Consider the following 25,352-nt stretch of genomic DNA (forward strand, 5'->3'; position numbering starts at 1 on the left):
CCAGCAGCCAGGAGGTCGGAAACTTCAGCGGACTCTTCCGGCGCGTTGCTTTCGTCTGTGTGCCAAACGACCCCATCGTGATCGTCGATGCTGACATTGGCTCGCTGCCAATGGTGACGATTCACCTTGGAGGAGACGTCGAAGGCTACAAACCTGTAGGCCCACGTCGTGAACCGGCATTCCCCCCGGAACGTGGACACTTTGCGGCAAATTGCAAGAGCGGCATCGGCGGCCGCCTGGTGGGCGATGTCGTCCAGCTCAGGCCCCGCCAACTGTATGCGCGCCCCCTTTCGACGCGCTTCCGAGTACGCCATCTTGAGCAAGATTCTGTACAGCTCGCCGACGGTGTCCGGGTGGTTGGCGCTGCCCGGCGACAACCCGGCGACCCACTGTTCGTTCTCGAACGCGACGTCTGCTGAGACCCGGCTGTCGAGGGTGTGGTCACCAGGGCCAGCAGCGGTCACGACGTACGCATCAGCCTCGGTCGGTTGATCAGCGGACGTCATGGTCCTGGCTCCTTCGTCAGCCCCAACGAACATGTCACTGGCCTGAGACGTGGCTACGTGGAAGCCACGATATATGGACCGATCGGTCCATAGCAAGGGGCCTTGAAACATCCGACCGGGACCGGGCGGCGACGGGCCACGACACGCCTCAAGGCGTCATTTTCAGACGCATGAGCGAGGGCCAGCGCGGGCCTCGCCCTCAAAGAGAGACGGTGTTGATGGGACCGCATGGTCCGCTTGAGATCGCGAAGCGCCAGGGGCGCCCATGGTGCCCGTAGTCCGTGCCAGCAGCTAGGCCGATGAGCGACTCGGCGTCCGCCGCGACTGTGCTGACTGATGCTCGATAGCTCTTCATGTCGTCGACAACACGTCGAGCATCCAGAGGATTACACCACTCGCGGGGACGCCATCCGCGACGTCCTCTGGCGTGAGTTCGGACGCGCGAGGAACGACTGGAACCTGACCTCTTGAACCGGGCCTGGAAGGATGCGGGAGCTGACACGTCGCTGCACCTGGACACTGCGACCGCGCTGGCTGGGCACACCGCCAACCAAGCAATGAGCGCGCTAGTTCAGCACATGCCGGCCGCTGCGAGGTTCACAGCAACCGCCAACAGAGACACCAGTACAGGCGTCGGGCGCCGTCAGGTTCGGGGTGTAGCGCCCTCGGCGAGCTTGACACGAGTCCAGATGTTCATGTTGATGACCACGCCCACCAGTTCCAGAATCTGCTCGTGGTCAAAGTGAAGAGCCAAGTCATCATGAACCTTCTGGAACGGTACGTCGCTCGTGGCGTCCGCGACACGGGTGAGACGTTCCGTGTAGGCCAGCGCTGCCCGCTCGGCATCCGAGAAGAGACCTGTCTCCCACCATGCCGTCAACATCCTCACCTTGACGGCAGGAATGTCGATGTCCTCAGCGGCCGCATGATGGACGCTCAGGCAGTAGACACAGTTGTTGATCTGGGCAACGCGAAGGCGTAGCAGCTGTGCAAGCGCCCGGTCGACCCGTAACGTCACGGAGTATCCGAAGGCGTCGGCGCCAGACCGAGCGAGGGCCGTGAGCGACGGGCTGGCGGTCGCGTCCAACCGCACGTTGTCGAAGTCTGCACCACGTCCGCCGCGGGGTTCCGACGGTGCGCTCATCGCTCACCCACGATCGGGCCGTTGCCGTCCGCACTGGAAATCGCCGTCCGGAAGCCGGCATCGTCGTTGCGGATCTGGTGGGCCACGCTCAACACACCATCGATGTCTGCTTCAGAGATGACGACCGCTCCAGAGGAATCGCAGTAGATGTACTGGCCAGGATGGACACCGACCCCGCCCAACACCACGGGCACGTTCGCCAGATACGGAGTCACTTCGCCACCGCCCCAGCTGACGGCTTCCCCCGAACACCACGACGCATAGGGCTCTGTGGCCAACTCATCAAAGTCTCGGAGTCGTCCGTCGGTGAGGACGCCGGCGAGCCCTTGGTTGGACAACCGTGAGAGCTTCGTCCCCCCCGCCATTGATACGCCTGGGTGGCCGTTGCTGGCCAACAGGAGCACCGTATGGGCGGCATCAGCTGCCGCGCCCTGCATCGCCTCATCGAACAGACGACCAAAGCTGTAGGTCTCTGCGTCAAGGAGCTGGGTACATGTGGGAAAAAACGAAATCGTCACAGCACGTCCGAACAGCTTCCTCTCTGGCGACGGGCTCACGAGATCCAGGATGTGCGCCCGATGTTGATGAATCCGCCCCACCGCATCGACGAGGTCAGCGCATGCCAGGGTCTGCACTGCTTTCGCTCTGCGCTCTTCACGAGCTTGTGCCTCATGCCTCGTATGCTGGCTCACGGACCCCTGCCCTTCAGTTGGTTGGACGACGCGCGCCGCACCTTCATCTTGGGCCAGGACACCCGCTGAGTCACGCCTTGGCCGCCCACCGCGGCACTGAATGCCATCGTCTACGCAAACGAACCTCGGATGGGAGGACGTGACTGAGGCCTCGTACGTCGAGAAACTGGCTCAGAGGCCCGACCGGAGCCACCTGCAATCCAGCCGAAAAGAGTGGGCGAAGAGGGGCTCGAACCCCCGACCTTCCGGGTGTAAACCGGACGCTCTGACCAACTGAGCTATTCGCCCTGAGCCCCGTCACGGGACTGCCGCACCTTACCGCAGCGCCGGAAAAGTAGAGCGCGGCCGCCAGGGTCTCGGGTCCCTGGCAGCCGCAGCACCATCATCGAATCACTCTGGCCGGTCAGGCGCAGTGTTTTGCCGAAAGTCTCCGGACAATTCTTCGATCACGCCCAGATGGACCTCGATCTCGCGCTTCTCCCCGGCCTCGCGCATCAGCTTCCACCGCACGATCCCCGCCTCGTCGAGCAGGAACGAACCACGCGACGCGGCGCCCGTCCGCTCGTCGAAGCAGCCCCACGCGCGTGCGGCGGAGCCGTGCGGCCAGAAGTCGCTGAGCAGCGTGAAGCCGAGCGCGTCACGGTCGTCGAACACGCGCAGCGCGAACATGGGATCGCACGAGATCCCCACCAGCCGAACGCCAGCGTCGTCGAACACGCCGCGATGATCGCGAAGGTCGGCCAGCTCACTGGAGCAGATACCGCTGAAGGCGAACGGAAAGAAGACCACCAGGGCCGGCGCACCGACCAGATCCTGCAGACGCACCGACTCACCGTGCTGGCTCGCCAACGTGAAGTCTGGCGCTCGCTGACCGACGAGACTCACGCCCGAGGTGCGCCGGTCAGCGCTTGTGGGTGGACAGCTTGGTGGAGGCCCACGCGTCGGACGCCGTGGTGGTCGTCGTGGTGGAGAGCCCGGCGATCGGGGCGGCCTCGGCGATGTCGGCGCCCTCGACGTAGCCGTCGCGGCCGATCTTGGGCGTGAACAACCACACCGGGCCGCCCTCGACGACGTCGCGCAGCGTGTCGACCAGCGCGTCGGTCAGATCACCGTCGCCGTCGCGCCACCACAGGACGACGCCGTCGACGACCTCGCCGTAGTCGCCGTCCACGAGCACGTTGCCGCAGGTCTGCTCGATCCCGACGCGCATCTGCTCGTCGGCGTCCTCGTCCCAGCCCAGCTCCTGGATGACGGTGTCAGGCTCGAAGCCCAACTTGGCCGCGTCCACTGTGCGCCTCCTTGTGTCGTGAAAAAGTCTGTTCGCAAAATCTAGCGAGAAATCCCGATCAGAACCTACCTGTAAGTAGGTCCCGAACTGATCTTCCCGCCCTCACCCTAGCGAACGCCGAGTGGTTTGATGGAGAGGTCCACAAGACGTTCAGGAGTCACCATGCCGCAACCCGGTCAGTCATCCGGATCACCGTCCGGAACCGATCGCCCCACCGTGATCCACGAGGGCCTCCCCACCCAGCTGCCGGACATCGATCCGGACGAGACATCTGAATGGCTCGGCTCGCTGGACCAGATGGTCGACAGTCGGGGTAGATCGCGGGCCCGGTTCATGATGCTCAAGCTGCTCGAGCGCGCCCGCGAGCAGAACGTCGGAGTTCCGGCGCTGCGCAGCACCGACTACATCAACACGATCCCGCCCGAGCGCGAGCCGTGGTTCCCCGGCAACGAGGCCATCGAGCGCCGCATCCGGTCCTACATCCGGTGGAACGCGGCCGTCATGGTCTCGCGCGCCAACCGTCCCGGTCTCGGAGTCGGCGGCCACATCGCCACGTACCAGTCGGCCGCCAGCCTCTACGAGGTCGGCTTCAACCACTTCTTCCGCGGCAAGAACCACCCCGGTGGCGGCGACCAGCTGTACTTCCAGGGCCACGCAGCACCCGGGATCTACGCCCGCTCCTACCTGGAGGGCCGACTCGACGAGCAACAGCTCGACCGCTTCCGGCAGGAGAAGTCGCACGGCGACGGCGAGGGCCTGTCGTCCTATCCGCACCCGCGCCTCATGCCTGACTACTGGGAGTTCCCCACCGTCTCGATGGGCCTCGGCGCGATCAACTCGATCTATCAGGCCCGCTTCAACCGGTACCTGCACCATCGCGGCATCAAGGACACCAGCCAGCAGCACGTCTGGACCTTCCTCGGGGACGGGGAGATGGGCGAGGTGGAGTCGCTCGGCGCCATCGGCGTCGCGGCGCGTGAGGAGCTGGACAACCTCACCTTCGTCATCAACTGCAACCTCCAGCAGCTCGACGGCCCCGTACGCGGCAACGGCAAGATCATGCAGGAGCTGGAGTCGTACTTCCGCGGCGCCGGCTGGAACGTCATCAAGGTCGTGTGGGGACGCGAGTGGGACGAGCTGCTCGCTCGCGACACCGACGGCGTGCTGGTCAACCAGATGAACCGCACCCCCGACGGCGAGTTCCAGACGCTCTCGGTCGAGACCGGCGCGTACAACCGCGAGAACTTCTTCGGACCTGACCCGCGCCTGAGCCAGATGGTCGAGCACCTCAGCGACGAGCAGATCGAGCGTCTGCCCCGCGGCGGACACGACTACCGCAAGGTGTACGCCGCCTTCGAGGCCGCGCAGAAGCACACCGGTCAGCCGACCGTGATCCTCGCGCACACCGTCAAGGGGTGGCTGCTGGAGTCCTTCGAGGGCCGCAACGCGACGCACCAGATGAAGAAGCTCACCAAGAAGGACCTCAAGGGCTTCCGCGACCGGCTCAACATCCCGGTCTCCGACGAGCAGATCGACGGTGACGACCTGCCGCCGTTCTACCACCCGGGCCCGGACTCCGAGGAGATCCAGTACATGGCCGCGCGGCGCGAGGCCCTCGGCGGAGGCATGCCGCATCGGCAGGTCGATCCGGTCAGCCTCAAGCTGCCTGAGGCCTCGACGTACGCCGAGCTCAAGAAGGGATCGGGCAAGCAGCCGATCGCCACGACGATGGCCTTCGTGCGACTGCTGCGCGACCTGATGAAGGATCCAGAGATCGGCCGCCGCCTGGTGCCGATCGCGCCCGATGAGTACCGCACCTTCGGCATGGACTCGATGTTCCCGTCGGCCAAGATCTACAGCCCGGCCGGCCAGACCTATCAGGCGGTCGACCGCAAGCTGCTGCTCGCCTACAAGGAGTCGACCGAGGGTCAGCTGCTGCACGAAGGCATCAGCGAGGCCGGGGCGATGGCTTCGGCGACCGCCGCTGGCAGCGCCTACTCGACGCACGGCGAACCGATGATCCCGATCTACATGTTCTACTCGATGTTTGGCTTCCAGCGGACCGCCGACTCGATCTGGGCCATGGCCGACCAGCTGGCTCGCGGGTTCCTGATCGGCGCGACGGCCGGTCGCACCACGTTGACCGGCGAGGGTCTGCAGCACGCTGACGGCCACTCCCCCCTGATCGCCCAGACCAACCCGGCCGTCGTGCACTACGACCCGGCGTACAGCTATGAGATCGCCCACATCGTGCAGGACGGCATGCGGCGCATGTACGGCTCGTCGGACGAGCGGCCTCACGGCGAGGACGTCATCTACTACCTGACGGTCTACAACGAGGCACTCGTGCAGCCGCCGGAGCCCGACGGTCTGGACGCCGAAGGCCTCCTGAAGGGCGCGTACCTCCTGCGCGGCACCGGCGGCGACGCCCCCGCCCAGGCCCGCATCATGGCTTCGGGCGTCTCGGTTCCCTGGGCCCTGCAGGCCCAGGAGACGCTGGCGACCGAGTACGGCGTCGGCGTCGATGTCTGGTCGGTCACCTCGTGGAACGAGATCGCGCGCGACGGCGTCACCGTCGAGCAGTGGAATCTCAACCATCTGGGCGAGCAGCCGCGCACCGCGTGGATCACCGACAAGCTGGCGGCCGAGGGTGGAACGGACATCGCCTCGATCGCGGTCAGCGACTACATGCGTGCGGTCCCCGACCAGATCGCTCGATGGGTCGACGGCCCCTGGCAGTCCCTGGGCACCGACGGTTTCGGCTTCGCCGACACCCGCGCGGCGGCCCGCAGATTCTTCCAGATCGACCCCGAGTCGATCGTCGTGGCCACTCTCGCCGAGCTGGCACGTGGCGGGAAGATCGAGGCATCAGTGGCTCAGAAAGCCTTCTCGACGCTGCGCATCGACGATCCCACCGCCGTGTCCGACGTCGCCCAGGAAGGGACCGACGCCTGATCCGGACTCCCCGGGGGTGGGATCACAGAAAGGTCTCAGACACGACCTCTACGATGGTGCGCATGCTTCTTCGCTGGCCGTACACCTTTGCCGTGGCTCTGTCCGTGGCCGTGGGCGGCGCAGCGATCTACTACTCGCAGACGTTGAACGTGGGCCTCAAGGATCCCGAGGGATTCTTGGGGCCGGCGTACATCCGTCTGCCGATGATCGCCCTGCTGATCTTCGCCGCGGGCATCGTGCCACAGTCCGTGCACCGGTACGGCCTCAAGAAGTCCCTTCCCGGCATGGTCACCATCTTGCGCACGGAGTGGAACCTGCGCCGGGTCGGGCACGTCGCCACCGGCATGCTGGCGTTCTACATCTGCTACGTCAGCTACCGCAATCTCAAGAGCTATCTCCCCGAGCTCCGCCAGGGCGAGAGCGGGCAGCAGCTGCTGTACGACAAGGAGTTCCTGCAGCTGGACAATCTCTTGTTCTTCGGAAACGTTCCCGCAGAAGTTCTGCACAACCTGCTCGGCACGACGATCATGGCCCAGGTCCTGGCCATCCTGTACGTCGCCTACCTTCCGATCGTGCCGATCACGGTGGGTGCGGTGCTCGTCCTGGTCCGCGACTACTCCGTCGGTGCGTGGTACGCCACGGCCATCAGCCTCAACTGGGTGATCGGCACCATCAGCTACTACCTGCTGCCGACGCTCGGTCCGGCCTTCTACCAGCCGCAGTCGTTCTACGATCTCCCCGAAAACGGGGCGTCTGCACTGCAGATGTCCCTGGTCAGAGGTGCGTTCAACTTCAAGGAAGATCCCCAGGGCGGCGCGATCTACGGCATCGCTGGCTTTGCCTCCTTGCACGTGTCGGTCGTGTTCACCGCCGCGTTGTTCCTGCACTACGTCGGGGCGGCCCGGTGGATCCGCGCCGTCGGATGGACCTATCTGGGCTTCACGCTTCTCGCCACGATCTATCTGGGCTGGCACTACATCGCCGACGACATCGGCGGGCTGCTGATCGGTTGGGCGGCCGTCGCGATCGGCGCGGTCGTCACCGGCAACGCGAAGTGGCAGAAGCGTCGCAAGGCGGCGGCCGAGGCCGACGCTGAGGCCGAGGAGGCCCGGGCCGCAGCAGCATCCCCCTCGGCGGCGCCGGAGCCAGCGCCGTAGATCCGGCGCGCCCGGGGTCGACTGGGGTCAGACCGCGCTGGACACGGCTGCGTCGACGGCGGTGACCACGGCAGGAGCCTCGGTGAGCTCGACCTGGTCCCCGCTGCGCAGCAGGGCCCGCCAACGACCACGGTGGTAGCTCGCTGGTGCATGCTCGGCCACGAAGTCCAGCACCAGCTGCACGAACATCTCGGGATGGTCCTTGTGCGGGAAGTGGCCTGCGTCATCGAGCACGTGCACGTCCTGGACCTGGGTGGGCGCCGACTCTGCGTGCTGCGCCGGGATGACCATGTCATCGCGACCCCACACGACCATGACGGGCATCAGACGAGCCAGGTAGCTGCGATCGGTCATGGTGACGAACTGGCCGCGCCAGTCCAGCACGTGCTTGGTCACCCGCTGCACGGCGACGCGGGTGGGTGGGTCGGCCAACGACTCGTAGATGCGCGCCACCTCGTCGAGATCGCGGGTCATCGTGAGCGGCAGCCGCGACAGACCCGTCAGGGCGCTGCTGACCCACGGGCGCCACGGCTGCCACGTCGCGACGCGGATGAGGTGACCGGCGCCCGGGACGGTGAGCAGCCGGATCAGCGGGGAGACGTCTTGCCCCAACCCGCCGGTCGACGCCAGGATGACGCGCTCGGTCCGCTCGGGGAACTGGTAGGCGAACTGCATCGCCACGCCCCCGCCGAAGCTGTGTCCGATCACCGTGGCTCGGTCGATTCCCAGCACCGTCAGGAGGTCGCGCATGCCATTGGCGTAGCCGCCCAAGGAGTAATCGGCGTCGGGCTTGTCGGACTCACCGTGGCCGAGCAGGTCCGGAGCGATGACGGTGAAGTGCTCAGCCAACCCAGACATGACGGGCAGCCAGGTCGAGGAGTCACATCCGAGTCCGTGCAGGAGCAGCAGGGCGGGGCCGGACCCCTGGACGCGAAATGCCCGGCGGTAGCCATGCACCACGACGTACTGGATCTCTCCGGACGTCTGCATCACATCATCGTAGACAGCGGCGAGGGCGCACGGAGCCGACCGGGTGGTTCGTGACGCAGGCGTCACACTCGCGCGAGTGACGTAGAATCACGGTGTGCCAACCAGCGCTGACATTCTCGACGAGATCACCGACGTCACGGTGAAGGTTCTCGGCTGCCCTGCCGCGGACATCACGCCTGACGCGCGCTTCGCCGATCTGGGCAGCGACTCGCTCACGATCGTCGAGATCGGCGAGGAGCTCGGACGGCGCTTCGGCGTTCGTCTCAGCGACGACGCGATCGACACGATGCGCACCGTCCAGGACGGCATCAACGCAGTCGTCGACCTCGCGCCCGAGAGCTATCGCAAGGACGGTGCGGCCCCCGCGACCGCGTCCGCTGCCACGGCCGGTCGTCCCGTTGCCACCCCAGCCAGTGCCGCGACACCGTTCGTACGTCCTGAGCCTGTCGTCCTGGTTGACCCGCCCGTCACGTCTCGCATCAAGCGCAAGGCCCTGGGTCTCGTCATCGCCATGGCCGTCGTCGGCGTGCTGGTGGGAGGCTTCTTCGGTTTCGGGCTCAGTGCAGTCGTCTCCGCCGCTGGCATCGACGACGTCACGCTGCCTCCACTGCCGTCGGCCTCGCCAAGCCCCGTCGAGACCGAGGAGGAGGTCGAGCCGACCCCCGAACCCGAGCCGACTCCGACCGAGGACGAGCCCGAGGAGCCGACCCTGGTCGCCGAGCAGACCCAGGTTGCCCCCGGTCAGCGCTTCGTGCTGTCCGGGGCGTTTCCTGAGGCGGGTCAGGGCGCTCGTCTCCAGGTGCAGGTGCGCGAGGAGGGCACGGACTGGGGCGACTTCCCCATCACGACCACGACGCGCGACGGCGGGGAGTTCCGGGCGGAGCTGTTCACCTCACGACCCGGCGAGCGCGAGTTCAGGATGCTGGACGAGGAGTCCGGGGACACCTCGCCCACCGTCGATGTCACGATCGGCTGACATCACCACCTCGAGCCGGTGAAGCACCAGGCCAGGTGCGTTCACACCACCTGGTGAAGCCAGCGCACCGGTGCGCCGTCGCCTGCGTGGCGGAATGCCTCGAGCTCGTTGTCCCAGGCGACACCGAGCAGTCCGTCCAGCGCGGTCTCGAGGTCGACGTCGCCGCTGGCGGCCTTGACACGGAAGGCCTTGATGCGGTCCTCGGGGATCAAGATGTCGCCGTGCAGGCCGGTGAGGGCGTGGAAGATGCCCAACGTGGGGGTGAAGGAGTACCGGGCGCCCTCGGTGGAGGCCGTGGGCTCCTCGCTGACCTCGAAGCGCAGCTGCTCCCAGCCGCGCAACGCTGATGCGATCGCGGCGGAGGTGCCTGCGGGCGCCTGCCAGGACAGCTCGGCGCGGTAGGTGCCGGGTTCGGCAGGCTGCTTGACCCACGCCAGATCCGCGTGGTCGCCGAGCACGCCGGCCGCGGCCCACTCGATGTGGGGCAGCAGGGCCGATGGTGCCGAGTGCACGAAGAGGACACCCCGGGTGGCGGGGTGTGAGTTCGTGGTCCGGCTGTTCACGTGGTGGTTCATGGGTGCCTCCCTGAGTCGCCTTCCCCAGCGTCAGGAGTCACGGGTGACCAGTGGTTCGTGTGATGTTGCGCAGGTCGCCTGGGTCCATTGTGGCGCACGGGGCCCGATTGGACAACACCAGTGTGATTCCGGTTCAGACAGGACTGGTCGTGCCTCAAGCGAGGTGGAGGTCCTCGACCCCGCGCTCGGCCCACACGTCGAGCACGTCCTGGCGGTCATCCCACGCACCGACCACGCGAAAACCGTCGTCGACGATGTGGTCCCAGATCTGGTTCTTGATGACGGTGTCCTTGCGGTAGTCACCCACGATGCGCAGGTACAGCCCGTCCGACGCGATCTCGTGGCGCGCGAGCCACGTCAGTGTCAGGTCGCGCCAGATGAACTCGCGCGAGGACACGACCAGCACGGCACGGCCGGCCGCGTGGTCCGCGCGGGCTGCGGCCAGCACGTCCTCGCGCGGCGGGCACTGCGCGGAGGCAGCGTGGAAGGCTGGAAAGTCGCGATCGTCGCCCTCGATGAGGTGCTCGATGTCGGACGTGTCACACAGCGTGCCGTCCAGGTCGTAGATCACCGCATCGCGCATGCAGCCAGTGTGCCCGCCCATCACGTGGCGGTGCGCTCCGCCTCGCATCCGGGGTTCTCGCGGTCGGGTGCGAGCTCGTACCGCAGCATGAATGCCTGGTCGTCGGCGTCGAAGAAGGCGATGAACACCTCGGCGCCCTTGATGTAGGCGACGACGATCGCGTCGGGATCCTCCTCGTACACGTCACTCGGCTCACCCATGGCCGCGGTCGTCTCGGCCCGGCTGGCCCCCAGGTCGATCGAGCACCACGTCGCAGCCCAGTCCTCCGCCGAGTCCTCGGTCGACGAGGAGGCGGTCTCGGCCGGAGCTGGGCCGGAGTCCGACCCGCTGCACCCGCTCAGCAGCAGGACGGCGGTGAGCGCGGGAACCAGCGCAGACAGTCGCTTCATGAACAGCAGCATGGCGCACAACGGCCCCACCGGGTGTTGGTGCACCACGGCAGGGCCTTGATCCGAACACCTCAGATAGAAGGTGCGCGAACCCACGGCCGACCGTACGGCACGGGGGCGACGCGCCGTCCGGTGGCTCGATGGCGGTGGGGAGGGCGGTGTGGTGGGGAGGGCGGGGCTCGAACCCGCGACCCAGGGATTATGAGTCCCCTGCTCTAACCGGCTGAGCTACCTCCCCCGATGCGCTCAGCCTATCGGCCCCGACGCCGTCCCGGTCCCGCTGTCCGTAGGGTCGCGTCATGAGTCGTGACATGCAGGTCCAGGACAGCATCGTGATCTCTGCCGAACCTCAGGCGATCTACGAGCAGGTGGCCGATCCGTCCCAGATGGGCCGCTGGAGCCCGGAGAATCGGGGGGCCGAGGTGCCCACCCCGGGCCAGCCCGCCACCGTCGGGACCAGCTTCATCGGATCGAACCGTCGCGGCCGGGCCAGCTGGGTCACCCGGTGCACGGTCACCTCGGCTGATCCCGGTGTCCGCTTCGCCTTCGACGTGGTGCAGATCGGCGTGAAGCGGCCGCTCATGAAGGGAGCCATCGCCTCCTGGTCCTATGACTTCGAGGCCGTCGAAGGCGGTACCCGCGTGACCGAGACGTGGACCGACCGGCGCACTCGCTGGCCGGATGTCGCGGCGAAGGTCTTCGACCAGATCGCCACCGGCGGTCACCTGTTCTCGGACTTCCAGCGCCGCAACATCGCCAGGACCCTGGCCCGGCTCAAGATCGACCTGGAATCCTGAACCGAGCCACCGTTCCTCGTCCTGACTCAGCCACCCACGGCTGCAGCAACGCGGCCGCGGCGCGCCTCGGCCAAGGCCGACAGCGCCGCCGGGAAAATCTCCGCCGGCGGAGTCACGAGACCTGCGCCGACCTGTCCGGTCCCGGCGACCTTGCCGGCCATGCCCGTGTTGATCTGCGGAAGGATGCCGGTCCGGCACACCTTCGAGACGTCGATCCCGGTGGGGGCGCCGTCGAACTCCAGGATCGGGATGGGCCACCGGGAATTCTTGGCCAAGGTGATCTCCCCCATGCGGCGCGACGTGGCCAGAGCATCGGGGACCGAGCCGCCGACGAAGCGCACGATCGCCGGGGCCGTCGCCATCGCGAACCCACCAATTCCCGCGGTCTCGGTGATGGCCGAGTCCCCGATGTCAGGGTTGGCGTCCTCGGGCCCGTAGCTACCGAGGAAGAGTCCGTCGGGCACTTGCGCCGGCCCGGTGAACCATGCGTCCTTGGTTCCGGCGGTCTGGATGCCGAAGTCGGTGCCGTTGCGGGCCATGGCCACGACCATCGTCGACCCCTCGATGTCGCGGGCGGCATCAAGGGCCAGCTTGCACGCAGGCATGCCGACATTGAGGAAGAAGTGGTCATTGCCGCCGATGAAGCTCAGCGCTTCGCCGACCTCGCTGGAGGCGGTGCCGGTCTCGACCATCGCCGGCGCAAGCTCCTTGAGCAGCATCAGCGTCCCAGCACGGTTGCGGTTGTGGCCCTCGTCGCCCATCTGCAGCATCTGGGTGAGGATGGCGGTCGCGTTGATCGGGCCGGTCCGTCGAACAGCCTTCGCCAGCAGCGGGCCGAGCACCGACGACATCCACCGGAGCCGATCCAGCACCTCCGGGGAGTAGGCGCCATAGCGCAGCACCTTTCCGAGGCCTTCGTTGAGCGAGCAGTAGGACCGGCGACCGTCCTCAGGATCTTCCAGGACGTACATCCACATCGATGACGAGACGACGCCAGCCATCGGCCCGACGGTCGCACGGTGGTGACACGGGGACATGCTGACGTTCTGGCCCGACTCGAACAGGGCGGCGGCGTCATCTGGATCGTCAACCAGTCCTTCCAGCGCTGCCGCTCCCAGCAGCGCACCGCGCATCGGCCCGGAGGCCCGCTCCCACTCCAGTGGCGGTCCCGCGTGCAGGAACTCGCCGGGCTGCAACCCGAGCACGTCGCTGGCCGGCGCCACGTCGACGAGCATCGCCTGCACCTTCAGCACCGCCTCGACCGCACGCTCGTTGGCCTCGGAGCGCAACGGATCCAGCGCGACGGTGGCGAGGTCGTCGGACGTCCCGTCCATCGGTGGACCCCAGTCGACCCGGGTCACGGGAACTGCCTGGTCCTCGATGGTGTCGGCGAACAGTGCTGCTCCGCTGGTTGCGACACCCCGGGGTGTCTGGCTCGGTTGGTGTGTCGTCATCGTGCGTCTCCGATCAGGCTGACGGCCCGACGTGCTGCCTGGGCGTTGGAAAGAAATACCTCGGCACCGGCGTCCGCCAGGGCTGAGGCCTGCACGCTGAGGTGCTGGGGGTCGGCGGCAGTGCCGACGCAGGCCATCACGACCGCGAGCTCACGGCCAGCATCGCGTGCCGATTCGATGGCCTGGCGGATGCCGGGAGCGAGGGCGGCAGAAGGGTCGCTCTCCGATCCGTGACCGAGCACGACGTCCATCAGGATCACCGACGTCTGCGGATCGGCTGCGAATCGGGTCAGGTGCTCCAGTCGAATCGACGGATCGATCATCGGATGAGCGCGGCCGGCGGTCAACGAGTCGTCCCCGAAGTCGATCATCAGATGTGCGTCGGCGGACAGGGTCGAGTCCAGCGCGAGCGCCGGGTCGAGCGGGATGTTGCTGCGGATCGGTCCCAAGGAGGACGCTGCGATGAGCATGGACTCATCGCACAATGTTCCTCCGACGAACAGCCCACGCAGATGTCCCGGCGCTGCAGCCGCCGCCGGCGAGCCCCAGGTCGGCCAGACGGGAATCGGTCGGCCCAAGGCCGCCAGAACCGTCTCGGCGGCCGCCGTGAGGTCGGGCTGGCCCGCACCGAGCAGAGCGAACTCCACCGGTGTGGACAGTGCGTCGGCGAAGGCTCGAAGCTCCGTCGCGACATCCTCTGCGGGAGGCTTGGACACCACGACGATCAGCTCGGTCCCCGGATCCTGATCCAGTCGGGTCAACGCCTGCATCGCGGCCATGCCACCCACCTCGGTGCTCAGATCGCGACCGCCGACGCCCAGGGCCGCACTGACCCCCACCTCGGCGTGATCCAGCAGACTCAGCAGCTGCTGGCATCCGGTGCCCGACGCGGCCACCATGCCGACGGTGCCCGGTCGCACCGTGTTGGCGAAGCCAAGCCCCACTCCCCCGACCACAGCAGTGCCGCAGTCAGGGCCCATCACCAGAAGTCCTCGCTCACGGGCGATCGTCTTGAGCGCGACCTCCTGATCGACCGGGACATTGTCGCTGAAGATCATCACGTCCTGGCCGCGATCCAGAGCATCCATGGCCTCGACCGCCGCATGGGCGCCCGGCACCGAGACCACAGCGAGCGACGTGTCGAAACGCGTCATCGCCGAGATGGTCGTTCGCGGTGCGATCGTCTCGCTGCTCCTCTGACCGGACTCACGGTGAGTCGTGGCCGCCAGAGCCGCCTCGACGGCCTGCAGCGCAGTGTCGCGGTGCGCGGTCGACTCGAGCCGAAGAGCCACGATCATGTCGTTGACGGTGACGTCCGGGAGGTCGAATCCCATCTCCTCGAGCAGTCCGAGGTTCAACGGAGTCGCCATCGCCACCTGTGCCATCTGCACACCCGCCGCTGACGCGACGTCCTTGCTCACCTGGAGCAGGGCGACGGAGTCGGCATAGGCTCCGCTGCGGATCTCGACATGGTCGACGCTCGTCGCGTCCGTGGGAGAGGTCATGGGTGTGAGTTCCTTGCCGTCGGGTGAGCATGAGTGAGGTGGTCAAGTGCGATGAGGCAGCCGAGCAGCATGCCGGCCCCTGAGGTGTGGCCGATCGCGAGAACGCTGTCGACACAGGAATCGAGCTGGTCGGTCGTGCCATGCGCAGCACCATGGCGCAGCTGCACGAGCAGCTGACGAAACTCCGGGAGCACATCGCCGGAGACAGCCCGGTCGAGCAGGGTCGCGGACAGCAGCGTCGTGGCCTGCTCGGCGGCCACGGCCACCTCGAGCGCCAGCGCGTGCGGCTCATCGGCCAGGGTTGCTGCGATGACGGCCAACCAGCCGCACAGCACGTCGTCGCCCACCGGCGTGAGGCCACTGCCCCGTCCCAGCAACATGGCCACCGCCCTTGGGTCTGCGTCGGCGAGCAGATCCAAGGAGTCCGACGACAGCTCGGCACGAACGGCCTCCTCCCGTCCGGCGAGCGACGACCGCAGCATCTGCGCCATGACGCCGGCTGCTGTCGCGTCCAGCACCGGCACCGTGGCATCGAGCGTGCGGCCGATGCGGATGCTGGTCGTCCCGATCTCGAACGCCCCACCACCGATGCTCACCGCATCACCCGGTCCAGGTGCGCTCTCGCCGGCCAGCAGGTCCGACAGGTCGGGCCAGGTCGTCTGCATGCCGCACGGCACGAACGAGCTGCGCGCGGACAGGACGCCCACGCATCGGGTGCTCGCACCGTCGGGCACGGCGGCGTAGATGGCGTGCGGGCCGCGGTGCACGACGATGGCTTGCTGCCGCGGACCGTCGACATGACGGCGCACCCACAGCGGAGCAGCAGCTGCCACGACAGTGCGTGCGGGCATCGGCGGAGTCCGTTCTGGGCGAAGGTTCACGTCTGGTCGAAGGTTCACGACGTCCGACATTTCCGGGCTCTTGGACCGTAACCCGCACTGCTACGATCAATCGATGTCAAGTAGTGCTAACAATGTCGTCGCCAAGGCACCAGATATCACAGACGGCAGTCCGTGGGTGACGCTGCGCGAGATCATCCAGATCCCCTGCCTCGCCGGAACCACCGTCCTGGCCGGCGCCGCCGGCCTCGACGCCAGGGTCTCGCGGATCAACGTCATGGAAGTGCCCGATGTCGTCGACTGGGTCAAGCCGCAAGAGCTGCTGGTCACGACCGGCTACCCGCTCTCGTCCTCGACCGGCACCTCGACCGAGCAGAACTCGGCCCTGCTGGACCTGGTGCGTGATCTGGCGGGTCGCCAGATCACGGGGCTGGGAGTCAAGATCGGTCGGTACCTCGAAGAGATCCCGGCCGACGTACTGGCTCTCGCCGACCAGCTGGACTTCCCTCTGCTCGGCCTCCCGCCCCAGGTCGCCTTCGACGATCTGCTGCAGCAGGCGCACCACCGGCTCTACAACGCGCAGGCCGCCGTCCTGGAACGGATCGACGCCCTGCACGAGGCTCTGGCACGACTCGTCCTCGAGGGTGGCGATCTCGAGCAGATCGCGGCCGAGGTCGCCCGCGTGCTGTCCGTCGGCGTCCTGCTCACCTCGACCGACGGACGCGTGCAGGCCGAGGCCGCCACCGAGCAGATGCACGATGCGCTCGTGGCAGCCGATCTGTTCTCCCCCGACGGCCGGCTCAGAGTCGAACGCGTCCCCACCGAGAGCACTCCCATCGGGGACGGGCAGATCCTGCTCAGGCCCATCGTGGCCGGTGGCAACGACCTGGCCCGACTGGTGTGCTTCAGTCCCGCCGACGTCATCTCCTCTGACGACGTTCACGCGCTGGAACGAGCAGCCACCGTTGCCGCGCTGCTGATCACTCGACAGCAGGCCGTGAATGTGGTCGAGAGCAAGTATCGCGGCGACTTCCTGCGCGACGTGTTCGGCGGGCGCGCAGGCGACAACGAGTACGTGCTCGAACATGCCGAGGGACTGGACTGGAGCTTCAAGCTGCCTGCGGTGGTCGTCTCCGCCGAGATCGACGACGCTGCGTCCTCAGAGACAGCCGTGTCGGGTCCGACCAAGCGGGAGTGGCAGCGGCGGTTCTTCACCGCGTGGCGTCAGGTCCTCCATGCGCACGACCGGCGCGTACCGACGGCTGACTTCTCCGCAGAGGTCGTGACGCTGTTGCCGGTGCCCGAGTCCTTCGACGACTCTGACGACCACGCCCAGGCGGACGTGCGACAGACCCTGAAGCGGCTGATCACCGCCGTGGCTGGCGACAGAGGAGGCGGGCGACGCCCCTTCACCGTCGGCGTCAGTCGAGTCGTCCGCAGCCTGGACGACCTCCCGGCCGCCTACGGGCAGTCTCGCCGGGCCGTCGAGGTCGGTCGACGCGTCAACGGTGGCGGCAGCACGACACACTTCAACGACCTGGGCATCCACCGCCTGATGGGGCTGGTGCCCGACCCGCACGAGCTGACCGCCTTCGCCCACGACATCCTGGGCGAGCTCGCTGACAACAGCGCGGAGTCCCTCGAGCTGCGCACGACGCTGCGCGTCCTGCTGGACTGCAATCTCAACGTCGCCGAGGCCTCCAGGATCCAGTTCTTCCACTACAACACGATGCGCTACCGCATCAACAAGCTCGAACGCATGCTCGGTACCTTCACCACCGATCCGAATCTACGTCTGAACATCGCGGTGGCTCTGGAAGTCGGAGATCTTCGCCGCTGACGTCAGGGCGAGAGGGTCCGATCTGACCCTCGGCCGGCACATCATTGACATAGAGCCGGGCGTTCCCTTGGCAAAAGTAAACGACGAGATGTGCGCCAGCGCACACTACAGTCGGACGCCACGGGGCAACAACGATCGAAGGGCAATGACATGTCGATGTTCAGCTGGACAGTGGTGCACGACGGCAAGACGCCGCCACCTGGCGAGGCGGTCGGGCCGCTTGAACGCATGAGCTGGGGACGCACTGCGGGCATTGGCGCGCAGCACGTCGTGGCGATGTTCGGTGCCACCTTCGTGTTCCCGATCGTGATGGGCCTGGACCCCAACCTGGCGATCTTGTTCTCCGGCCTGTGCACGATCCTGTTCCTGCTGATCGTGAAGAACAAGGTCCCCAGCTACCTGGGCACGAGCGCCGCGTTCGTGGCCAGTGTCGGTGCCATCCGCGCGCAGGGCGGCGACTCCGCCGACGTCACTGGCGCGATCCTGGTGGCCGGCCTGGTGCTGGCCGTCGTCGGCGTGCTGGTGCACTTCGCCGGCGCGGGCATGCTCAAGAAGCTGCTCCCGCCCGCCGTCACCGGCGGCGTGGTCATGCTGATCGGCTTCAACCTGGCCCCGGTCGTGGCCGACATCTACTGGCCGCAAGATCAGTGGATCGCCCTGCTCACGACCATCTTCCTGGTCATGGTCGCCGTTCTGGCCCGCGGCTTCTGGTCCCGCATCGCGATCGCTCTTGCTCTTGTCTTCGGTTACCTCCTCTCGTGGTTCGCCGACTCGGTGTTCGGCCAGATCACCTCGGTGACCCCGACCAGCAACGGTGAGGCCATCGCCCACGACCGCATCAGCCTGGCCGGCCTCGGCGACGCCGCCTGGTTCGGTCTTCCCAGCGGAGAGCTCGCTGACGGCGTCTCTGCGGTGCATGGCCCCAGCTTCTCGCTGACCTTCATCCTGCTCGTCCTGCCGGGTGTCATCGCCCTGATCGCGGAGAACACCGGCCACGTGCGCGCGGTCGCGGACATGACCGGAGACGACCTCGACCCGTACATGGGTCGCGCGCTCGGTGCCGATGGTGTGGCCACGGCGTTCGCCAGCCTGTTCGGCGGCGCGCCGACCACCACCTACGCCGAGAACATCGGCGTCATGTCTGCCACCCGGATCTATTCGACCGCCGCCTACTACTTCGCCGCTGCCTTCGCCGTCGTGCTGGGCCTGTGTCCCAAGTTCGGCGTCCTGATCGCGGCGATCCCCGGCGGCGTCCTGGGCGGGATCACCGTCGTCCTGTACGGCATGATCGGGCTGATCGGCGCGAAGATCTGGGTCGACAACCGCGTCGACTTCGGCAACCCGGTCAACATGATCCCGCTGGCCGCTGGTCTGATCGTCGGCATCGGCGACGTGAGCCTGCAGATCACCGACGACTTCGTGCTCAGCGGCATCGCGTTCGGCACGATCCTGCTCGTCGTGCTCTACCACCTGGTCAACTTCCGCGAGGACGATCTCGCCGGAGGGCCCACCATCTCAAGGAATCTTTCGTGAAACCTGCTCCCTTTGACTTCCGGCGTCCGACATCGCTCGACGAGGCCCTGGCCGCTTACGCGGCCGAGCCCGAGGCGAAGATCCTCGCCGGAGGACAGAGCTTGATCCCGTTGTTGTCGATGCGCCTGATGACCGTGTCCGAGCTCATCGACATCAACGGGATCAGCGAGCTGTCGCACATCCGGACCGACGCCAGCGGCGTCCGGTTCGGGGCCACGGTCCGTCACTCCGAGCTGCTCGCCCACACCGAGGCCCGTCGGGTCCAGCCCTTGATCCACCAGGGCCTCAGCCTCGTCGCACACCCCACCATCCGCAATCGAGGGACCACGCTCGGCTCGATCGTGCACGCGGACGCATCGGCCGAGATGCCGGTGGTCCTGGCGCTGCTCGGTGGCTCTGTCACGGTCGCCTCGACCACCGGGACGCGCGAGATCGCAGCCGAGGACCTGTACGTCGGGCCCATGCAGTCGGCCCTCGAGCACGGTGAGATCGCCACCGAGGCGTTCATCCCCGCGCTCGCACCGAATGCAGGCACGGCCTACGACGAGGTGGCGCGGCGGCACGGCGACTACGCGTTGTGTGGCGTCGCCGTCATCGTGACCTCCGACGAGGCCGGCGCACTGGCCAGCGTCCGGGCGGGCTACCTGTCGGTATGTGAAGTGCCGACCGTCGTCGACCTGACCGAGGCCTTCGCCGACGGCGAGATCACCGACGCGGCGCTGGCCGCGGCCGGTGAGCTCGCGGTCGCCTCGCTCGATCCCGAGACAGACATCCACGCAAGTGCTCAGTACCGGGCCCAGCTGATCCGCACCCTCACCGGTCGCGTCATCACCCAGGCCCACCAGGCGTGCATCGCTCGCCGCCACACGACTCATCGCTAGAACAGGAATTCTCCGTGACCATCAGCGAATCCTCCGTCGAACCCACCCACTCCGTGCGCCTGCGCATCAATGGCGTCTCGCACCACATCGACGTGCCGCCGCGCCGGTTGCTCAGTGACGCGCTGCGCCACGACGTCGGTCTGACCGGAACGCACGTCGGCTGCGAGCACGGGGTCTGCGGTGCCTGCACGATCCTCATCGACGGCGAACCGATGCGCTCGTGCCTGATGTTCGCAGTCTCGGCAGCCGACTACGAGATCACCACGGTCGAGGGGCTCACCCGTCCCGACGGGAGCCTCGGTCCGGTCCAGCAGGCCTTCAAGGAGTGCCACGGTCTGCAGTGCGGCTTCTGCACGCCGGGATTCCTCACGACCATCACCGCCGGTCTGCGGGACAATCCCGACCCGACGGTCGACGAGGCGCGCGAGATGATCGGCGGCAACCTGTGTCGCTGCACCGGGTACCAGAACATCGTCTCGGCCGTGAGTCGGGCCGCTGAGATCACCCGCGGAGATGCCGGTTCCTCCGGCAGCGCGTCAGCCTCCCAGGCCGACACGGACAGCTCGTCCGACGTCGAGGAGGCACTCGACGCTCTCGGAGCATCCGACGCGATGGTCGAGGCCGTCGAGCAGGACACCTCGATCGATGGCGAGCACTCATGACCACGACGATGTTCGGCGAGCGCATCGCTCGCGTCGAGGACGACCGATTCCTTCGCGGACTGGGTCGGTACTCCGACGACCTGATGTCCGGCGCCCTCGAGGCCGCGGTGCTGCGCAGCCCGCACGCCCACGCCCGCATCATCGACATCGACGTCGAGGCGGTGCTCGACATCGTAGGTGTGCACGCCGTGCTCACCTACGACGACCTGACCGGTCCGATGGCCGACCCGCTCCCGCTGCTGATCCCCCACCCCGACCTCACCCACGGACGCACGCAGTACGCCCTGGCGAAAGACGAGGTCAACCACGTGGGCGAGGCGATCGCCTTCGTCGTCGCGGACAACCGCTACATCGCCGAGGACGCGGTCGCACGGATCCAGGTGCAGTACGAGTTCCTGCCACCGGTCGTCGGCATCGAGAACGCCCGCGCCGCCCAGCAGCTGGTTCATGCCGACGTTCCCGGCAATGTCGCCGCGCACGTGGAGCAGTCGTTCGGCGACGCCGCCCAGGCCATCGCTGCGGCACCGCACTCGCTGAGCCTGGATCTGGTCATCGAGCGCAGCGCCTCGATGCCGATGGAGGGTCGTGGAACAGTCGCCCGCTGGGACCACGACTCGAGCCGCCTGCAGGTCTGGAGCTCCACGCAGACCTCGTCGGGCGTGCGGGCAGCCATCGCCCACAAGCTCGAGCTCGACTTGGTGCAGGTCGACGTCATGACCCCCGATGTCGGCGGCGGATTCGGCGCGAAGATCATGCATCCGTGGCCCGAAGAGCTGCTGGTGCCGTTGGCCGCCCGGCTGCTGGACCGACCCGTCAAGTTCATCGAGGACCGGCGCGAGCACTTCATCTCCTCAGCTCACGAGCGGGCCCAGATGCAGCACGTCGAGGTCGGCTTCGACGACGACGGCGTGATGTCCGGGCTGGCCGTCGAGTTCTGGCACGACAACGGCGCGTACACGCCGTATGGACTGATCGTCCCGATCATCACCTCGACCCAGCTGCTCGGACCGTACAAGCCGCCGAACTACTCGGTCACCTTCGACAGCCTCTACACCAACACCGTGATCGTGACGCCGTACCGAGGTGCCGGTCGACCCCAGGGCGTCTACGCGATGGAACGCACGATGGATGCCATCGCCGCCCACCTCGGCAAGGACCGCCTCGAGGTGCGCGAGGCCAACTTCATCCAGCCGGAGGACTTTCCGTACGCCCAGGGGGAGCTGACCTTCCAGGACGGACGACCCCTGGTCTACGACTCCGGCGACTATCCCGGGCTCGCCGCCAAGGCGCGCAAGCTGATCGACTGGGACGACTTCGAGAAGACACGGGCCGAGGCGCGGGCCGAGGGACGCCAGGTCGGCATCGGCATCGCCTGTTACGTCGAGGGCACCGGCGTCGGCCCCTACGAAGGTGGCCACGTCCACATCGAGACCAGTGGCAAGGTCAAGGTCTCGACCGGACTGACCACCCAGGGCCAGGGCCATGCGACCGCATTCGCCCAGATCGTCTCCGACGAGCTCGGCGTCGCGATGTCCGACATCGAGGTCGTGACCGGCGACACCCGCCGCTCGCCGTACTCCGTCGGCACGTTCGCCTCCCGATCAGCGGTCATGGGTGGCTCGGCCATCGCTCTGGCCACCCGCAAGGTGCGCCAGAAGGCTCTGCACCTCGCTGCCGATGCCCTCGAGGCCAACATCGAGGATCTGGAGATCGCCGACGGCATCGTCAGCGTCAAGGGCGCACCGACCAGCAACATCTCGCTCGGGACCATCGCCGTGCTGTCCAATCCGCTGCGATACGCCTTCGACGAGGCCTCCAAGGCCGCGACGCAGTTTGCTGTCGGCGATCCAGGCAAGATCCCGATCGCCCAGGGCGAGGAGCCCGGTCTGGAGGGCAAGGAGTTCTACTCACCGCCGCGCAGCACGTTCGCGAGCGGCATCCACGCCGTCATCGTGGAGACCGATCCGCAGACCGCTGAGATCAAGATCTTGCGCTACGCGGTCGTCCACGACTGCGGAACGCTGATCAACCCGCAGATCGTCGACGGCCAGGTGCACGGCGGCGTCGCCCAGGGAGTGGGCGGTGCGCTGTACGAGAAGATGGTCTACGACGAGCACGGCCAGCTGCTCAACGCCTCGTTCATGGACTTCCTGATGCCCTACGTGTCCGAAGTTCCCGCGGGCATCGAGCTGGACCACCAGGAGACGCCGTCGCCGCTGAACCCGCTCGGCCTCAAGGGTGCCGGCGAGGCGGGTGTCATCCCCGGGTCCGCCGCGATCGCCTCGGCGATCGAGGATGCCGAGGGCTTCGCCATCACCAGCATGCCCATCTCACCGTCGGAGCTCTACGACCTCCGACTCCACCATGCCAACCAAGGGGCCCACCAAGGGGCCCACCAAGGAGCAACCTCGTGAAGATCGCCGGCGAAGCCGTGCTCAACGCACCTGTCGAACGCGTCTGGGACGCCATTCTCGACCCCGCAGTCCTCGTCCGGACCATTCCCGGATGTGAGCGGCTGGAGTCGACCGGGGAGAACGCGTACGCCATGACCGTCACCGCCGGTGTCGCCTCGATCAAGGGCACCTATGCAGGCGTGTGCACGCTCAGCGACCTCCACGTGAACGAGTCCCTGTTGATGCGTGCCGAGGGCTCCGGCGCCCCCGGCACGATCGGTGTCGACGTCCGCGTCGGATTCGCCGACCTCGGTGACGGCACGACGAAGCTGACGTACGACGCCGACGCCGTGGTTGGCGGGATGGTCGGCGGAGTGGGTCAGCGCATGCTCACCTCGGTCAGCAAGCGCATGGCCGGGACCTTCTTCAGCTCGGTCAACGACGTGCTGTCCGGCGTCGAGACCGCACCCGCGCCGGTCACGTCAGCGGACTCCGAGTCGGCAACGTCCACCCCGGGCCAGAGCTTCGTGGCACCGACCCGTGCCACCGGCCCGGCCTCGCCCGAGGAGTTCATCAAGGGTGTCGCGGTCGGTGCTGCGCTCGTCCTGGTCGGGGTCGCCGCTGGTGCCCTCGCCGGCCGTCGGCGCGGCTGAGCGGCCACGATGAGCATCGACTGCTTCACCTCGGCCCGCACCATGCTCGCAGCAGTGCGGGACAAGACGATCTCGGCGCGTGAGCTGATGGACCTGCACCTGGCGCGGATCGCCCAGACCAATCCGGCGATCAATGCGATCGTCAGCCTCGACGAGGACCGCGCCCGCGCGGGCGCCCTCGCCGCTGACGAAGCTCTCGTCCGCGGCGACGACGTGGGCGCGCTGCACGGCCTGCCCTTCGCGTTCAAGGACACCCATCAGGTGGGCGGCTGGCGCTCGACATCGGGATCCCCGCTGCGCGAGAACCACGTCCCCGAGGCCGACGAGCTCAGCGTGTCGCGCATCCGCGGCGCGGGCGCCGTCACGATCGGCAAGACGAACGTGCCGGAGTGGGCAGCCGGATCGCACACCTTCAACCCGATCTTCGGCACCACCGTCAATCCGTACGACCAGACACGTTCGGCCGGTGGATCCAGCGGAGGCGCCGCCGCGGCGCTGGCCAGCGGCATGGTGCCGCTCGCCGACGGCAGCGACATGGGCGGCTCGTTGCGCAACCCCGCCTCGTTCTGCAACGTCGTGGGGCTGCGCCCCAGCCTCGGCCGGGTCCCGCAGTGGCCGATCCCCAACGCCTGGGAGTGCAACTCCGTCCAGGGCCCGATGGCCCGCACCGTCGACGACCTGGCCCTGCTGCTGTCGGTCATGGCCGGCCCGTCGCCCGCGACCCCGTGGGCCCGCGACACCCCCGGTTCGACGTTCGCCGAGCCGCTGTCACCCGAGGGCGGCCTGCGCGGCCTCCGGGTCGCCTTCTCCCACGACCTGGACGGAGCCTTCGAGGTCGAGCACAGCGTCACCGCCGTGCTCGAGTCGCAGCGCGAGGTCTTCGTCGGTGCCGGCGCCACCGTCACCGACTCCTCCCCCGATCTGACCGAGGCCGAGAGCGCGTTCCGCACGCTGCGCGCCTGGGGCTTCCAGTCGACGTTCGGCCAGCTGCTCGCCGATCAGCCCGAGAAGTTCAAGGACTCCCTGGCCGACAACATCCGGGCCGGCGAGTCGTTGTCGGGAGCCGACGTGGCTCGCGCCTACGCCCAGCGCACGGCTCTCGGCGAGCGCATGCGGGTGTTCTTCCTCGACCATGACGTGCTGGTCATGCCGGTCAGCCAGGTGCCGCCGTTCAGCGCGGACCAGGAGTACCCACTCGCGATCAACGGCCGGGTCCAGGACACCTACCTGGACTGGATGCGATCGGCGTACTTCATCACGTCGACCGGCTGCCCGTCGATCTCCATCCCAGCCGGCTTCACGCCGGAGGGGTGGCCTGTCGGCATCCAGATCGTCGCCGCACCCAATCACGATCGTCAGTTGCTCGAGGTCGCGGCGGCCTTCGAACAGCTCACCGGGCAGGTGGGGGCTCGCCGCCCGTCACTTTAGGCACGATCGAACTGTAAAACATTTACAACAAAAACCGCGATCAGCAGCAATGTTGGCCGTGGCAGGCAACAGCCGATCGGGATGGAATTGACCCATGCGCTCCGAACCAGGC

The 25,352-nt window shown here is 67.3% G+C and carries 23 protein-coding genes and 2 tRNA genes; 11 read left to right on the top strand and 14 right to left on the bottom strand.

Features of this window, described 5'->3' with window-relative positions:
* From ACHAA3_RS15470 to ACHAA3_RS15495, 6 genes are all read right to left on the bottom strand, one after another.
* A partial coding sequence (locus ACHAA3_RS15470; protein WP_435709956.1) for a hypothetical protein occupies nt 1–506 on the bottom strand: 506 nt, incomplete at its 3' end.
* 643 nt (nt 507–1,149) lie between these two features.
* Nucleotides 1,150–1,650 (bottom strand): carboxymuconolactone decarboxylase family protein, encoded by a 501-nt coding sequence (locus ACHAA3_RS15475; protein WP_435709957.1) that lies wholly within the window; start codon nt 1,648–1,650, stop codon nt 1,150–1,152.
* Nucleotides 1,647–2,342 (bottom strand): hypothetical protein, encoded by a 696-nt coding sequence (locus ACHAA3_RS15480; RefSeq protein ID WP_435709958.1) that lies wholly within the window; start codon nt 2,340–2,342, stop codon nt 1,647–1,649. Before ACHAA3_RS15480 ends, ACHAA3_RS15475 begins: the two co-directional genes overlap by 4 nt.
* 214 nt (nt 2,343–2,556) lie before the next feature.
* Nucleotides 2,557–2,630: transfer RNA gene (locus ACHAA3_RS15485), tRNA-Val, on the bottom strand.
* A 102-nt stretch (nt 2,631–2,732) separates the two neighbouring features.
* Nucleotides 2,733–3,227, bottom strand: coding sequence for a redoxin domain-containing protein (locus tag ACHAA3_RS15490; RefSeq protein WP_435709959.1), 495 nt, complete (start codon nt 3,225–3,227; stop codon nt 2,733–2,735).
* A gap of 16 nt (nt 3,228–3,243) precedes the next feature.
* On the bottom strand, nt 3,244–3,630 hold the full coding sequence (locus tag ACHAA3_RS15495) for a DUF3052 domain-containing protein (protein ID WP_435709961.1): 387 nt from the start codon (nt 3,628–3,630) through the stop codon (nt 3,244–3,246).
* A gap of 162 nt (nt 3,631–3,792) precedes the next feature.
* Here ACHAA3_RS15495 and aceE point away from each other — a divergent pair, with 162 nt between their 5' ends.
* Nucleotides 3,793–6,585 carry a pyruvate dehydrogenase (acetyl-transferring), homodimeric type gene (aceE, locus tag ACHAA3_RS15500; RefSeq protein ID WP_435709963.1) on the top strand — a complete coding sequence of 931 codons (2,793 nt, stop codon included), beginning with the start codon at nt 3,793–3,795 and terminating at the stop codon, nt 6,583–6,585.
* 62 nt (nt 6,586–6,647) lie between these two features.
* Nucleotides 6,648–7,742 (top strand): phosphatase PAP2 family protein, encoded by a 1,095-nt coding sequence (locus tag ACHAA3_RS15505; RefSeq protein WP_435709964.1) that lies wholly within the window; start codon nt 6,648–6,650, stop codon nt 7,740–7,742.
* Between the two features lie 27 nt (nt 7,743–7,769).
* Here the strand turns inward: ACHAA3_RS15505 and ACHAA3_RS15510 are convergent, their stop codons facing one another.
* On the bottom strand, nt 7,770–8,732 hold the full coding sequence (locus ACHAA3_RS15510) for an alpha/beta fold hydrolase (protein WP_435709966.1): 963 nt from the start codon (nt 8,730–8,732) through the stop codon (nt 7,770–7,772).
* 94 nt (nt 8,733–8,826) lie between these two features.
* On the opposite strand from ACHAA3_RS15510, the gene ACHAA3_RS15515 reads away from it, so the two are divergent.
* Nucleotides 8,827–9,708 (top strand): acyl carrier protein, encoded by an 882-nt coding sequence (locus ACHAA3_RS15515; protein ID WP_435709968.1) that lies wholly within the window; start codon nt 8,827–8,829, stop codon nt 9,706–9,708.
* A 41-nt stretch (nt 9,709–9,749) separates the two neighbouring features.
* Here the strand turns inward: ACHAA3_RS15515 and ACHAA3_RS15520 are convergent, their stop codons facing one another.
* From ACHAA3_RS15520 to ACHAA3_RS15535, 4 genes are all read right to left on the bottom strand, one after another.
* On the bottom strand, nt 9,750–10,283 hold the full coding sequence (locus tag ACHAA3_RS15520) for a DUF3145 domain-containing protein (protein WP_435709970.1): 534 nt from the start codon (nt 10,281–10,283) through the stop codon (nt 9,750–9,752).
* 154 nt (nt 10,284–10,437) lie between these two features.
* Entirely contained in the window at nt 10,438–10,866 is a 429-nt protein-coding gene (locus ACHAA3_RS15525) for a hypothetical protein (RefSeq protein WP_435709972.1), read from the bottom strand.
* A gap of 20 nt (nt 10,867–10,886) precedes the next feature.
* The gene (locus ACHAA3_RS15530; RefSeq protein ID WP_435709973.1) at nt 10,887–11,255 is read right to left on the bottom strand and encodes a hypothetical protein; all 369 of its coding nucleotides are present in this window, start codon (nt 11,253–11,255) and stop codon (nt 10,887–10,889) included.
* A gap of 161 nt (nt 11,256–11,416) precedes the next feature.
* Nucleotides 11,417–11,493 (bottom strand) — tRNA-Met (locus ACHAA3_RS15535).
* Between the two features lie 61 nt (nt 11,494–11,554).
* Between ACHAA3_RS15535 and ACHAA3_RS15540 the strand changes: the two genes are divergently transcribed.
* Nucleotides 11,555–12,052 carry an SRPBCC family protein gene (locus tag ACHAA3_RS15540; RefSeq protein ID WP_435709975.1) on the top strand — a complete coding sequence of 166 codons (498 nt, stop codon included), beginning with the start codon at nt 11,555–11,557 and terminating at the stop codon, nt 12,050–12,052.
* Between the two features lie 26 nt (nt 12,053–12,078).
* Here ACHAA3_RS15540 and ACHAA3_RS15545 read toward each other — a convergent pair whose 3' ends face one another.
* From ACHAA3_RS15545 to ACHAA3_RS15555, 3 genes are read right to left on the bottom strand one after another with little or no spacing between them, the layout of a single operon-like run.
* Complete coding sequence (locus tag ACHAA3_RS15545; RefSeq protein ID WP_435709976.1) at nt 12,079–13,506, bottom strand: DUF1116 domain-containing protein; 1,428 nt, start codon at nt 13,504–13,506, stop codon at nt 12,079–12,081.
* Nucleotides 13,503–15,011 (bottom strand): FdrA family protein, encoded by a 1,509-nt coding sequence (locus ACHAA3_RS15550; RefSeq protein ID WP_435709977.1) that lies wholly within the window; start codon nt 15,009–15,011, stop codon nt 13,503–13,505. The genes ACHAA3_RS15545 and ACHAA3_RS15550 overlap by 4 nt, the downstream gene beginning before the upstream one ends.
* Complete coding sequence (locus ACHAA3_RS15555; protein ID WP_435709978.1) at nt 15,008–15,862, bottom strand: DUF2877 domain-containing protein; 855 nt, start codon at nt 15,860–15,862, stop codon at nt 15,008–15,010. The genes ACHAA3_RS15550 and ACHAA3_RS15555 overlap by 4 nt, the downstream gene beginning before the upstream one ends.
* 103 nt (nt 15,863–15,965) lie before the next feature.
* Here ACHAA3_RS15555 and ACHAA3_RS15560 point away from each other — a divergent pair, with 103 nt between their 5' ends.
* From ACHAA3_RS15560 to ACHAA3_RS15590, 7 genes are all read left to right on the top strand, one after another.
* Nucleotides 15,966–17,690: a PucR family transcriptional regulator gene (locus ACHAA3_RS15560; protein ID WP_435709980.1), complete on the top strand. Its 1,725-nt coding sequence runs from the start codon at nt 15,966–15,968 to the stop codon at nt 17,688–17,690.
* Between the two features lie 156 nt (nt 17,691–17,846).
* Nucleotides 17,847–19,223: a uracil-xanthine permease family protein gene (locus tag ACHAA3_RS15565; RefSeq protein ID WP_435709982.1), complete on the top strand. Its 1,377-nt coding sequence runs from the start codon at nt 17,847–17,849 to the stop codon at nt 19,221–19,223.
* Complete coding sequence (locus tag ACHAA3_RS15570) at nt 19,220–20,104, top strand: FAD binding domain-containing protein (RefSeq protein ID WP_435709983.1); 885 nt, start codon at nt 19,220–19,222, stop codon at nt 20,102–20,104. Before ACHAA3_RS15565 ends, ACHAA3_RS15570 begins: the two co-directional genes overlap by 4 nt.
* A gap of 14 nt (nt 20,105–20,118) precedes the next feature.
* Nucleotides 20,119–20,766, top strand: coding sequence for a (2Fe-2S)-binding protein (locus tag ACHAA3_RS15575; RefSeq protein WP_435709984.1), 648 nt, complete (start codon nt 20,119–20,121; stop codon nt 20,764–20,766).
* Nucleotides 20,763–23,180, top strand: a complete 2,418-nt coding sequence (cutA, locus tag ACHAA3_RS15580) for an aerobic carbon-monoxide dehydrogenase large subunit (protein WP_435709985.1) — start codon at nt 20,763–20,765, stop codon at nt 23,178–23,180. The genes ACHAA3_RS15575 and cutA overlap by 4 nt, the downstream gene beginning before the upstream one ends.
* On the top strand, nt 23,177–23,812 hold the full coding sequence (locus tag ACHAA3_RS15585) for an SRPBCC family protein (RefSeq protein ID WP_435709986.1): 636 nt from the start codon (nt 23,177–23,179) through the stop codon (nt 23,810–23,812). Before cutA ends, ACHAA3_RS15585 begins: the two co-directional genes overlap by 4 nt.
* Nucleotides 23,813–23,821: 9 nt before the next feature.
* On the top strand, nt 23,822–25,240 hold the full coding sequence (locus tag ACHAA3_RS15590) for an amidase (protein WP_435709987.1): 1,419 nt from the start codon (nt 23,822–23,824) through the stop codon (nt 25,238–25,240).
* Nucleotides 25,241–25,352: the final 112 nt, after the last annotated feature.

This window comes from Aeromicrobium sp. CF3.5 (assembly GCF_051262695.1).
Taxonomy (GTDB): domain Bacteria; phylum Actinomycetota; class Actinomycetes; order Propionibacteriales; family Nocardioidaceae; genus Aeromicrobium.

Bases quoted from the DNA above. Each gene is read 5' to 3' on its own strand.
- ACHAA3_RS15550 (WP_435709977.1), bottom strand. From the start codon at position 15,011: ATGACCTCTCCCACGGACGCGACGAGCGTCGACCATGTCGAGATCCGC.
- ACHAA3_RS15545 (WP_435709976.1), bottom strand. From the start codon at position 13,506: ATGACGACACACCAACCGAGCCAGACACCCCGGGGTGTCGCAACCAGC.
- ACHAA3_RS15510 (WP_435709966.1), bottom strand. From the start codon at position 8,732: ATGCAGACGTCCGGAGAGATCCAGTACGTCGTGGTGCATGGCTACCGC.
- cutA (WP_435709985.1), top strand. From the start codon at position 20,763: ATGACCACGACGATGTTCGGCGAGCGCATCGCTCGCGTCGAGGACGAC.
- ACHAA3_RS15555 (WP_435709978.1), bottom strand. From the start codon at position 15,862: ATGCCCGCACGCACTGTCGTGGCAGCTGCTGCTCCGCTGTGGGTGCGC.
- ACHAA3_RS15525 (WP_435709972.1), bottom strand. From the start codon at position 10,866: ATGCGCGATGCGGTGATCTACGACCTGGACGGCACGCTGTGTGACACG.
- ACHAA3_RS15475 (WP_435709957.1), bottom strand. From the start codon at position 1,650: ATGAGCGCACCGTCGGAACCCCGCGGCGGACGTGGTGCAGACTTCGAC.
- ACHAA3_RS15560 (WP_435709980.1), top strand. From the start codon at position 15,966: ATGTCAAGTAGTGCTAACAATGTCGTCGCCAAGGCACCAGATATCACA.
- ACHAA3_RS15565 (WP_435709982.1), top strand. From the start codon at position 17,847: ATGTTCAGCTGGACAGTGGTGCACGACGGCAAGACGCCGCCACCTGGC.
- ACHAA3_RS15505 (WP_435709964.1), top strand. From the start codon at position 6,648: ATGCTTCTTCGCTGGCCGTACACCTTTGCCGTGGCTCTGTCCGTGGCC.
- ACHAA3_RS15520 (WP_435709970.1), bottom strand. From the start codon at position 10,283: ATGAACCACCACGTGAACAGCCGGACCACGAACTCACACCCCGCCACC.
- ACHAA3_RS15540 (WP_435709975.1), top strand. From the start codon at position 11,555: ATGAGTCGTGACATGCAGGTCCAGGACAGCATCGTGATCTCTGCCGAA.
- aceE (WP_435709963.1), top strand. From the start codon at position 3,793: ATGCCGCAACCCGGTCAGTCATCCGGATCACCGTCCGGAACCGATCGC.
- ACHAA3_RS15530 (WP_435709973.1), bottom strand. From the start codon at position 11,255: ATGAAGCGACTGTCTGCGCTGGTTCCCGCGCTCACCGCCGTCCTGCTG.
- ACHAA3_RS15590 (WP_435709987.1), top strand. From the start codon at position 23,822: ATGAGCATCGACTGCTTCACCTCGGCCCGCACCATGCTCGCAGCAGTG.